Genomic DNA, 11,754 nt, shown 5'->3' with positions numbered 1-11,754 from the left:
CTCTTTCATGGGTATTATTATACCAAAAATATGCCTAAAAATCTTCATTTATGTACCATTATGAGGGAAAAATAGAAAAAGGAGGCAAGGCCTCCACATCTGATTATTTGCTATTTCGAGCTTCATCCAAAATCTTTTCAATCTTGGTTGTCAACAGGTCAATAGCCACGGTATTGCTGACCCCTTCAGGAATGACGATATCAGCATAACGCTTGGTTGGTTCGATAAACTGATGATACATAGGTTTAACCACACCTAAGTACTGGTCAATGACGCTATCAAGGCTACGGCCACGCTCTTCCATATCACGCTTGATACGACGAATAATGCGCACATCATCATCCGTATCCACAAAAATCTTAATATCCATCAAATCGCGCAGACGCTTATCCTCCAAGACCAAAATCCCCTCAACGATAAAGACATCTTGAGGCTCCTGACGATAAGTCTTGCTGCTTCGTGTATGCTCTGTATAGTCGTAAGTCGGAATGTCCACCGGACGCCCTGCCAACAATTCCTTAATCTGCTCGATCATCAAGTCTGTATCAAAGGCAAAAGGATGGTCGTAGTTGGTTTTGACACGCTCTTCAAAGGTCAAATGAGACTGATCCTTGTAGTATGAATCATGCTCAATCATGGAAATCTTTTCATCAGGGAAATGCGATAAAATGGCTCTTGAAACACTGGTCTTACCTCCACCAGAACCACCTGTCACTCCGATAATGATTGGTCTATTTTGCATGCTATCCTCCGTTTTTTTATCCGTCGTCTATTCTATCACATTTTTTGCAAAATTTATAGTCTGGTTTGGATAATCTAGGGGAAACAATTCCAATTTCTACACTTCAATTATACTAACGAAAAACCTTCCTTGGCTTGTAGAGATTGTCCCGTTTTTCTAGAATGGCTAGCAATGTATCTCCTTCAAAAGCAGCCAATTCTTGTTCTGTTTGGTCGAGTTCGATAAAACGACCAAAGCGTACTTCTGTAGCCTCTTCTTGAGTTAGGAAAACTTTGACAAGGTCGCCTGTCCCAATCTCTAGAGGATGAAGAAAGTCCAATTGACCAGCCTCCACTTTTTCAGCAATTTCTTCCAATGTAAGAGCATCTTCAAGCTGTAGACCGGCAGCACTAGTCCGTGTTAGATGTGACATATGAGCCGCATAACCAAGCTTCTCTCCCAAATCAACTGACAAGGTACGGATGTAAGTCCCCTTGCTACATTTCACACGAAAAGTAAAACGTGCTAAATTCCCCTCATAAGCAATCGGACTTGTCCGCTCAAATTGATAAATGGTCACCTGACGCTCTGGACGCTCTACTTCTTGACCTGCACGCGCATACTCATAGAGTTTGCGACCATTAACCTTAACAGCCGAATACATAGGTGGTATCTGGGTAATAGGCCCAGTCAAGCTAGCAATCGCTTCATCGACAAGCTTTTCATCCAAGGGCGATAAAACAGGTGTCTCTGCGACCACTTCCCCACTAGCATCCTCTGTCGTCGTTGAATAGCCAAGAGTGATTTCCCCCTCATAGACCTTGCCCTCGTCCTGCATAAACTCGACCATGCGGGTTGCCTTGCCAACTGCAATAGGCAAAACACCCACCACATCCGGATCCAAGGTCCCACCATGACCAATTTTCTTTGTTCCCAAAATCTTACGCAGTTTAAAAACCGCATCATGCGAGGTCATCCCTGCTTCTTTTTTTAAGTTGATAATACCGTTCATATCTTGCTTTCTACTCCTCCTTCAGCGCTTCAAACTTAGCTTTCATGGTTGGATTTTTACGGGTCAATTTCTTGACGGAAACATCTTCCAATTTATTGTTTGCGAGACGGAGTTGATTTTCTGATGTGGTCAGGAATTTCTTGACCTCCTCCATGCGTTTGATGGCCTTGTCGATTTCATCAATAGCTTTTCCAAAGTTAGTCGAAGCTGAATTATAGTTCTTAGCAAAAGCTAGCTTAAAGGCATCCAAGTCTTCTTCAAAATGGGTAATGTCAATATTCTGTTCGCGAACCAAGGCCAACTCTTGCTTGTATTTTAAGGAATTAAGCGCCGCATTTCGCAAGAGCCCAATCAACTGGATAAAGAATTGAGGACGAACCACATACATCTTTTCATACTCGTGGCTGACGTCAACAATCCCTGTGTTAAAGTAATCGTTATCTGCCTCAAGCATAGTCACCAAAACCGCATATTCACAGTTCTTCTCCCGACGGTCCTTATCTAATTCCTTGTAAAAATCCGCGTTCTTGTGCTTCTTCTCTGTTCCATCCGCTTCATTTTTCATCTCAAACATAATGGAAATGATTTCGACTCCATTTTCATCACATTCACGGAAGATAAAGTCCCCCTTAGACCCACGCGCTGAAACCTTGTTATCCTTCTCAAAGTAGGCATTTGGAAAGGCAAAACTACGTACCTTGTTAAACTCACTCTCTGCATAGTGTTCCAGACTTTCGCCAATTGCCTTGGTAGATTGTTGAGCCTTGAAATTCTTGTAAAATTCGACTTGTTCACTGGCTGCTTTAAGCTGAGCTTCATAGTTTTGTTTAAGAGAAGCCAAAGACAACTCATTTTCTTTTTCTTGTAAAAGAAGCTGATTTTTAACCTGATCCCGTTCTTTTTCTAGGTTAGAAAGAGTTTTCTGTAGTTGATTTTCATGCTCCAAACGTAAGGTCGCCAATTGATTTTCCAAGGCCTGTACTTCCTTGTCCTTTGCTAATAAAGCCTGATGGCTTGTCTGTTCAACCTCTTTCTTGGCCAATTCTTTTTCTGTATCAAAATTTTGGATTTGACTCTGCAATTGAGCAATTTCTTGGTCTTTTTGAGCTAGTTTAGACTGTTGTTCATTCATGGCCTTTTGCTCAGCCAAGGCCAGTTCCTGCTTCATCCGATCATGTAGTTCCTTATCAAACTCTGCTGTTCTCACTTGGGACAGAAGTTCGGCATACTGACTTTCATTTACTGTAAAGACTTCCCCACAGTTGGGACATTTGATTTCGTTCATATCGTTCCTCTTTCTAGACTTCTTTAACCATTATATCATGCCTGAAGGAAAATCAAAAACAGCGAGTCGAAACCCACTGTTTATCTTCTTTTTCTTTAAATTTTTTCCAAGGCTAAGCGCAAGTCTTCAATCAAATCTTCTACATTTTCAAGACCGATTGACAAGCGGATTTGGTTTGGTGTGACACCTGCTGCTTCTAGGTCTTTTTCTGTCAATTGACCGTGAGTAGTTGTAGCTGGATGAACAACAAGCGATTTAGCATCTGCCACGTTTGCAAGATCAGAAAAGATCTCTAAATGATCAATTACCTTGCGTGCTTCTGCCTCCCCACCTTTGACATGGAAAGTAAAGATTGAGCCCACACCTTTTGGAAAGTATTTCTCAGCTAAGGCATGGTAAGGACTATCTGCAAGTTTTGGATAATTTACCTTTTCTACCTTAGGATGGTTGACAAGGAAATCAACAATTTTCTCAGCATTTTGTACATGACGTTCGACACGAAGAGAAAGGGTTTCCAGTCCTTGAAGCAAGAGGAATGCATTGAATGGTGACAAGGCTGCACCTGTATCACGAAGCAATTGGACACGGACAGCGATAATAAAGGCTGCTGCACCCACATCACGAGTATAGCTCAAATTGTGGTAGCTTGGATCCTCGTCAACAAATTGAGGGAATTTTCCTGAAGCCGCCCAGTCAAAACGACCACTATCGACAATCACTCCTCCAATAGTCGTACCATGCCCACCAATAAACTTAGTCGCAGAGTGAATAGCAATATCTACACCGTGAGAGAAGACGTTAATCAAATATGGTGTGGCAAAAGTGTTGTCCGAAACAAGTGGAATTTGGTACTTATGCGCAATCTCAGCCAATTTTTCCAAGTCAGGAATGTTTATCAAGGGATTCCCCAAGGTTTCAATCAAAACTAGCTTGGTATTGTCTTTGATCGCTGCTTCTACTTCCTCCAAATTATCAACATCGACAAAGGTTGTTGTGATACCATAACGAGGAAGGGTTTCCTTCAAGAGATTGAAGGTTCCACCGTAAATAGTTGAGGCTGCTACTACATGGTCACCAGCGTGGGCAAGTGCCAAAATCGTATAAGTCACTGCGGCCATACCTGATGCTGTTGCAAGAGCTCCAACACCACCTTCAAGGGCAGCAATTCTTTCTTCAAAGGCAGCTGTTGTAGGGTTGGTGATACGAGTATAAATGTTCCCTGGTTTTCTCAAGGCAAAAAGATCTGCACCTTCCTGCGTGTCATCAAAAACAAAAGATGTTGTTTGATAAATCGGCACTGCACGAGACTTGGTAGCTGGATCCACAACTTGACCAGCATGCAGTTGCAAAGTTTCAAATTTAAAATCACGAGTCATAAGGCGACCTCCAAATAGTTTGATTAAAGATATTGTAGCACCTTAAGGTATAGTTTACAAATATCAGTTTTCTATATTTTGATATAGTAAATAACTATTACCTTATTTTAAAAATGAAAAAAGCACGACTCAATCGTGCTCATTTTTTTAATCTACATAAGTATCTTCGTTTTTATTGAGAAAGGCGTATGGAAGACCCATCAAGAGACCACCACCAATGAAGTTCCCAATGAAGGTTACACCCCAGTGACGAAGCATATTTCCAACACCAAAATTAGCAATTGAGTCAGCAGCAACACTGAATTTCACAATCGCGAAAGAAGCAAAGTTCGCAGCAATGTGCTCGTTTGTTAAGAATACAAACATGTAAATCGCTGATAAAACTAGCCAAAGTTTGGCACCACCATCTTTGACCAAAACAAATGAAAGAATCGCAATATTTACGAAAACATTTGCCAAAATCGCCTCAAGCAAGACTAATTCATTTGAACGGCCTAACTTCATCTCAACAACCCCTGAGATGAAACTATCGTGAGTCAGATTTGCATAGGCTGCCGAATGAGCAAAGCCCCAACCTGCTATTAAAGCTCCGATAAGGTTGAATAAGGTACAGTAAAGTAAAATCTCAGCCGTTTTTCTCCAAGAAATTTTTTTCAAGAAACTACCAGCAGTCAAGAACATCATGTTTGATGTTACCAACTCAGCATTCAAGAAAACAATGTAGGCCAAGCCCCAAGCAAAGACAAATGGGAAGAGGAAGCGTCCACTACCTGGTGCAATTTTATTAATCAAGTCAGCCCCAACTGCACCAGCAGCAGTACTGAAGGTTAAAAATGCACCTGCGAACATAGAACGAATCGCATACTTAAATTTGCTTTGACTATAAAGACTTTCCTTCTTCTTGCAAGCAAATTCAATCTTTGAGATAAATTCTGAAGAAACCATAATAAACTCCTAAAATTTTTTTACCTGATAATTATATCACAAACTTTAGAATTAAGGAAACGTTTTCTGTATTTCATAAGAGTTTATTTTGAAATTCAATCTATAAAAAATCAGTAAAACCTAAGATTTTACTGATTTATCTTTAATAACGTTGTTTATATGGTTGATTGAAAGCTGTTAGAATTTCTTCAGGTGTTTGTGAATAATCTTTTGTATCTTTCAAGTCACCTTTTACGATAATACGTTCTGTCGCATCATAGTCAACACAAGTTACAAGTGTGATTTCATCAACTCCAGTACGGTCATCAATCTCATCAACGCGATCTGGAGTCACATGCTTCACTTCACGGATTTCATAGGTATAAACTTTATCCTTATCAGTAAGATAAATTTTCATCCCATTTTTAGCGCGTGATAATGGAGAAAAGAGCATTTGGCTGGCGTTTTCCGCCGTGAAGATGTGATGGCTCGCAAGGGTATAGTTTCCTTTCCCCATCACTTGATCACGCTTCATTGTACCAGCTCCATAGAAGAGATTGACATTATCAAGCCCCTTAAAAATAGGCAAGTTAATTTCTACCTCAGGGACAGCAATTCCACCGATAACTGGCAATTTTTGCGAATCCCATTGTGAGGATAAGACAGCTTCTGACGAGATGGCTTTTACGGAATCAAAGTCAAAATTCCCTTCTGTATCTTGATTTTCTTCCAATTTTTCTTTTGATACCTGGCTGACTTGGTATTTATTGGTATTCCAAACCATGAACATATCACGAATTTTTGAATTGAAAATCAAAGCTATTGACAAGATGATTAAGAATCCTGCCAAGATATTGATTAGTAAATTTTTACGATTTGTTTTCTTTTTATTCTTTTTATGAGACATTATGCTTCACCTTCTGTTTCGTTTTCTGTCCCAACTTCTTCTTTTTCTGCAGCTGCAACCGTAGTAAAGGTTACAATTTTAGCATCTTGGTCCAGGCGCATCACTTTAACTCCCATAGTTGAGCGACCTGTTTGTGAAATATTGGCAACGTTGGTTCGAATCATGACACCTGTATCAGTGATAATCATCAAATCTTCATCGCCTTTAACGGTCATAAGACCAGCAAGAGAACCGTTCTTTTCTGTAATCTTAGCGGTTTGCATCCCTTTACCACCACGACCTTTAGTTGGATATTCGGTCGCAACTGTGCGCTTACCATATCCTTTTTCAGTGATGATAAGAACCTCGTCCTGGTCTGTAATCACACTAGCACCAACAACTGTGTCCCCATCACGGAGATTAACACCTTTCACCCCCGTAGCGATACGACTCATTCCACGAACGGCTGATTGATTAAAGCGAACTGCATAACCAAACTTGGTACCAATGATAATGTCCGTATCTTCTTCCGTCAACAAGACATTAATCAGTTCATCTTCATCTTTAAGGTTCAGTGCTTTAAGTCCATTTTGACGAATGTTAGCAAATTCCTTAACGCTGGTTCTCTTCACAATACCATGACGGGTTGTGAAGAAGAGGTAAGCATCATCGCTGCGTTCAGATTCAACATTGATGATGGTCTGAATACTTTCACCTTCATCCAATTTCAAAAGATTGACAATTGGCAATCCCTTAGCAGTACGGCCATACTCAGGAATTTCATAGCCTTTCAGGCGATAGACCCGTCCTTTATTTGTAAAGAAGAGTAGGTGATCATGGGTACTAGTTGACACTAACTCACGAACAAAATCGTCATCCTTAACACCAGTTCCTTGAACACCACGACCTCCACGTTTTTGAGCAGTAAACTCAGCTTGGTCCAGACGTTTGATGTATCCTTTATTAGAAAGAGTGATCAAGACATCAGCTTCTTCAATTAGATCCTCATCTTCAAGACTCAAGACTTCACCGACCATCAATTCCGTACGACGTTGGTCGCCAAACTTACGCTTGACTTCATCTAATTCATCTTTGATGATCTGAGAAACACGTTCAGGCTTAGCAAGAATATCTGCTAAATCCGCAATCAGAGCCAAGAGGTCATCATACTCAGACTGAATCTTATCGCGTTCCAAACCAGTCAAACGACGAAGGCGCATATCAAGGATGGCTTGACTTTGACGTTCAGAAAGCTTAAACTTGCTCATCAACTCAGCTTGTGCTTCCGCATCCGTTTCACTAGCACGGATAATACGAATCACTTCGTCGATATGGTCTAGTGCTATTAAGAGACCTTCTAAGATATGAGCGCGCGCTTCTGCTTTTTCCTTGTCAAAACGAGTACGGCGAACAACCACTTCTTTTTGGTGCTCAATATAAGCATCCAAAATCTGACGAAGAGACAAAATCTTCGGCACACCGTTCTGAATCGCCAGCATATTGAAACCAAAGTTGGTTTGCATCTGGGTCATCTTGAAGAGGTTATTAAGGATAACATTAGCTGAGGCATCTCGCTTGACCTCAATCACGAAACGAACACCTTCACGGTTCGACTCATCACGAACCGCTGTAATCCCCTCAATACGTTTCTCCTGAACCAAACGAACAATATGCTCATGCACCTTGGTTTTATTGACCATATAAGGAAATTCTGTTACAACAATACGCTCACGTCCAGTCTTAGTTTCTTCAATTTCAGTACGTGAACGGAGGACAATCGATCCTTTACCTGTTTCATAAGCCTTATGAATACCGGATTTCCCCATAACAAGAGCACCAGTTGGAAAATCTGGCCCAGGCAAGACTTCCATCAAGTCCTTAGTGGTCACTTCAGGATTGTCCATGACCAACTTCACTGCATCAATGGTTTCACCAAGGTTATGAGGTGGAATATTGGTTGCCATCCCAACCGCAATACCAGTTGCTCCATTAACCAAAAGATTAGGAAAACGCGCTGGCAAGACCAAGGGTTCACGTTCATTGGCATCATAGTTATCAACGAAGTCAACTGTATTTTTGTTAATATCACGAAGCATCTCCAGAGCAATCTTGCTCATACGTGCCTCAGTGTAACGCTGGGCGGCAGCACCATCACCATCCATGGAACCAAAGTTCCCATGACCATCTACAAGCATGTAACGGTAACTCCACCATTGAGCCATACGGACCATGGCTTCATAGATAGAGGAATCCCCGTGTGGGTGATATTTACCCATGACATCCCCTGTAATACGAGCAGATTTTTTATGAGGTTTGTCTGGAGTAACTCCCAATTCATTCATTCCGTAGAGAATCCGACGGTGAACAGGTTTCAAGCCATCTCGAACATCAGGAAGGGCCCGCGCTACGATAACACTCATGGCGTAGTCGATAAAGCTCGTCTTCATCTCCTTTGTCAGATTGACATTCACTAAATTTCTATCCTGCATTAATAAATGCCTCATTTCACTATTAATAATTAACTATATTATACCATAATGTCCGCTATATTTCAGACATCTAAAACCACTAAAACGTTTACATCAAGAACTGAAATGTATATCCGTGACAAAGCTTTTCAAAAGTGATAAAATTGAAATAACTGGGGAAATCCCTGAATAAAATTAAGGAGATGTTTAGAATAATGACTTCAACTAAACAACACAAAAAAGTTATCCTTGTCGGTGATGGTGCTGTAGGTTCTTCTTACGCTTTTGCACTTGTTAACCAAGGAATTGCACAAGAGCTTGGAATTATCGAAATTCCACAATTGCATGAAAAAGCTGTTGGTGACGCTCTTGACCTTAGTCACGCCCTTGCCTTCACTTCACCTAAAAAAATCTATGCAGCTCAATACTCTGACTGTGCAGACGCTGACCTTGTTGTAATCACTGCAGGTGCGCCTCAAAAACCAGGTGAAACTCGTCTTGACCTTGTAGGTAAAAACCTTGCTATCAACAAATCAATCGTAACTCAAGTTGTTGAATCAGGTTTCAAAGGTATCTTCCTTGTTGCTGCTAACCCAGTTGACGTCTTGACTTACTCAACTTGGAAATTCTCTGGATTCCCTAAAGAACGCGTTATCGGTTCAGGTACTTCACTTGACTCAGCTCGTTTCCGTCAAGCACTTGCTGAAAAATTGGATGTTGATGCTCGTTCAGTGCACGCCTACATTATGGGTGAACACGGTGACTCTGAGTTCGCTGTTTGGTCACACGCTAACATCGCTGGTGTAAACCTTGAAGAATTCCTTAAAGACACTCAAAATGTTCAAGAAGCTGAATTGATTGAATTGTTCGAAGGTGTTCGTGATGCAGCCTACACAATCATCAACAAAAAAGGTGCAACATACTACGGTATCGCAGTAGCCCTTGCTCGTATCACTAAAGCAATCCTTGACGACGAAAACGCAGTACTTCCACTTTCAGTATTCCAAGAAGGTCAATACGGAGTTAAGAATGTCTTTATCGGTCAACCAGCTGTTGTTGGTGCACATGGTATCGTTCGTCCAGTAAACATTCCATTGAACGACGCAGAAACTCAAAAAATGCAAGCATCTGCTAAAGAATTGCAAGCTATCATTGACGAAGCATGGAAAAATCCAGAATTCCAAGCAGCTTCTAAAAACTAATTTAGATAGAAATAACTCCTTGAGTCATCAGGGAGTTATTTTTTATCTCTATCTTAACTAAACATTTTATGAAGTTTACGTAAAAAACAACATAACTTTAAAAGCTATCATATCACAGTTTGAGCATAAATCCGAAAACTACCAATTAGATCTATCCTCACGTTACAAAAAGTCTGTAGCAAGCAGTATTTGACGAACTTGATACCGTCGCATTAAATCGAAAGTAAAAAGTTTTGCCCCCTTTTTGCCATCTAGACAAAAAAAGAGCCCATCATACAGGCTAGAAAGCTTGATATGATAGGCTTTTTTTAATTTTGATTAACGTACTGTACGGATACGCATTGTGTTTGTACGAACAGCTTCTCCAACTGGTACACCAGCTACGATAACGATATCGTCACCAGATTGTACAAGTCCTGCTTCAACTGCTTTACGTTCAGCGATTTCGAACATATCGTCAGTTGAAGATGGAGCGTCTGTCAACATTGGGATAACACCCCAGTTCAACATCAACCCACGTTCTGTCAATTCGTCGAATGTCAATGCCAAGATATCAGCATTTGGACGGTATTTAGAGATCAAACGTGCAGTGTGACCTGTCTTAGTAAGAGTTACAACCAATTTAATGTCCATTGAGTTAGTAGCATCTTTAACAGCTGAAGCCATTACTTCTGTCTTAGAGTTACGTTCAAATGAATCTGAGTTCAAACGTCCGTATTCGTTAAGAAGAGTTTGAGCGTTCTTGTCGATTGTAGCCATTGTAGTTACTGACTCAAGTGGGTATTTACCATTTGCAGACTCACCTGAAAGCATTGTTGCGTCAGTTCCATCGATAACAGCGTTAAATACGTCTGATACTTCTGAACGAGTTGCACGTGGTTTTTCAGTCATTGTTTCAAGCATGTTTGTTGCAGTGATAACAACTTTACCTGCAGCATTGACTTTAGTGATAATCATTTTTTGGTAAACTGGAACCATTTCGAATGGTACTTCGATACCCATGTCACCACGAGCGATCATGATACCATCAGCAGCTTCGATGATTTCATCCAAGTTATCGATACCTTGTTGGTTTTCGATTTTAGCGAACAATTGAACATGTCCATTTCCAGTTTCTTCACAGATTGCACGAACTTCGTTAACGTCTTTAGCAGTACGTACGAATGAAATCGCGATGAAGTTGATACCTTGTTCAAGACCGAAGCGGATATCATCGTTATCACGATCAGCAAGAGCTGGGAAAGGAATTTTAGTGTTAGGGATGTTAACACCTTTTTGTTTAGCAATTACGCCATCGTTTTCAACTTCAACTTCAAATTCACGAGTTGCATCATCTTTAGCAACCACACGAAGACCAAGTTTACCATCGTCAACCAAAACTTGACGACCAACTTCAACATCATCATAGATATCAAGAGCACCAGCAACGTTCAATGCAATCACATCACGAGTTGATTTGATTCCTTGTTTAGTCGCAACACGGATTTTCTCACCAGTTTTGTATGAATACTCTTTAGCTTCACCTTCGAACAATTCTGTACGGATTTCTGGTCCTTTTGTGTCAAGAAGGAAACCAACTTTTTTACCTGCAAGTTTTTCTGCAAGTTTAACAGTTGCCATACGCTCACCTTGTTCTTGGTGGTCACCGTGTGAGAAGTTGAAACGGAATGTGTTAGCACCAGCTTCAATCAATTTGGCAATGTTTTTAGCTGAAGCTTCAACATCAAGTTTTTCACCCCAGTATCCGTCATCACCAAATTTTTTACCACCACGGATTTCTACCGCAGGTCCCAAAGTTGCAACGATTTTTACACGTTTATTCATGATTTTTGTGACTCCTTTATATATGACCTTTTTGGTCTTATTAACTAAATTATAAA

9 protein-coding genes are annotated in these 11,754 nt (G+C 40.6%); 1 reads left to right on the top strand and 8 read right to left on the bottom strand.

Features of this window, described 5'->3' with window-relative positions; translation table 11 throughout:
* Positions 1-103: 103 nt before the first annotated feature.
* The 7 genes from udk to gyrA form a co-directional block, all read right to left on the bottom strand.
* Positions 104-742 carry a uridine kinase gene (gene udk, locus M1G05_RS02460; protein WP_125431907.1) on the bottom strand — a complete coding sequence of 213 codons (639 nt, stop codon included), beginning with the start codon at positions 740-742 and terminating at the stop codon, positions 104-106.
* A 112-nt stretch (positions 743-854) separates the two neighbouring features.
* Positions 855-1,733, bottom strand: coding sequence for a tRNA pseudouridine(55) synthase TruB (gene truB, locus M1G05_RS02455; protein WP_247953006.1), 879 nt, complete (start codon positions 1,731-1,733; stop codon positions 855-857).
* A 10-nt stretch (positions 1,734-1,743) separates the two neighbouring features.
* Positions 1,744-3,018: a DUF2130 domain-containing protein gene (locus tag M1G05_RS02450; protein ID WP_247953005.1), complete on the bottom strand. Its 1,275-nt coding sequence runs from the start codon at positions 3,016-3,018 to the stop codon at positions 1,744-1,746.
* A 95-nt stretch (positions 3,019-3,113) separates the two neighbouring features.
* Positions 3,114-4,394 (bottom strand): O-acetylhomoserine aminocarboxypropyltransferase/cysteine synthase family protein, encoded by a 1,281-nt coding sequence (locus M1G05_RS02445; RefSeq protein ID WP_247953004.1) that lies wholly within the window; start codon positions 4,392-4,394, stop codon positions 3,114-3,116.
* Between the two features lie 147 nt (positions 4,395-4,541).
* Positions 4,542-5,339 carry a formate/nitrite transporter family protein gene (locus tag M1G05_RS02440; protein ID WP_247953003.1) on the bottom strand — a complete coding sequence of 266 codons (798 nt, stop codon included), beginning with the start codon at positions 5,337-5,339 and terminating at the stop codon, positions 4,542-4,544.
* 142 nt (positions 5,340-5,481) lie between these two features.
* Positions 5,482-6,225 (bottom strand): class A sortase, encoded by a 744-nt coding sequence (locus M1G05_RS02435; RefSeq protein ID WP_033686926.1) that lies wholly within the window; start codon positions 6,223-6,225, stop codon positions 5,482-5,484.
* The gene (gene gyrA / locus M1G05_RS02430) at positions 6,225-8,693 is read right to left on the bottom strand and encodes a DNA gyrase subunit A (RefSeq protein ID WP_247953002.1); all 2,469 of its coding nucleotides are present in this window, start codon (positions 8,691-8,693) and stop codon (positions 6,225-6,227) included. The genes M1G05_RS02435 and gyrA overlap by 1 nt, the downstream gene beginning before the upstream one ends.
* Positions 8,694-8,887: 194 nt before the next feature.
* Here gyrA and M1G05_RS02425 point away from each other — a divergent pair, with 194 nt between their 5' ends.
* Positions 8,888-9,874: an L-lactate dehydrogenase gene (locus M1G05_RS02425; RefSeq protein ID WP_000204728.1), complete on the top strand. Its 987-nt coding sequence runs from the start codon at positions 8,888-8,890 to the stop codon at positions 9,872-9,874.
* 318 nt (positions 9,875-10,192) lie between these two features.
* Here M1G05_RS02425 and pyk read toward each other — a convergent pair whose 3' ends face one another.
* Positions 10,193-11,698 (bottom strand): pyruvate kinase, encoded by a 1,506-nt coding sequence (pyk, locus tag M1G05_RS02420; RefSeq protein WP_020902894.1) that lies wholly within the window; start codon positions 11,696-11,698, stop codon positions 10,193-10,195.
* Between the last annotated feature and the right edge of the window lie 56 nt (positions 11,699-11,754).

Origin of the sequence: Streptococcus mitis (assembly GCF_023109515.1) — a bacterium.
In the GTDB taxonomy this organism is placed as follows: Bacteria; Bacillota; Bacilli; order Lactobacillales; family Streptococcaceae; genus Streptococcus; species Streptococcus mitis_CS.
Note: the sequence above shows the minus strand (reverse complement) of the source record. Positions and strands in the feature narration are given on the sequence as shown.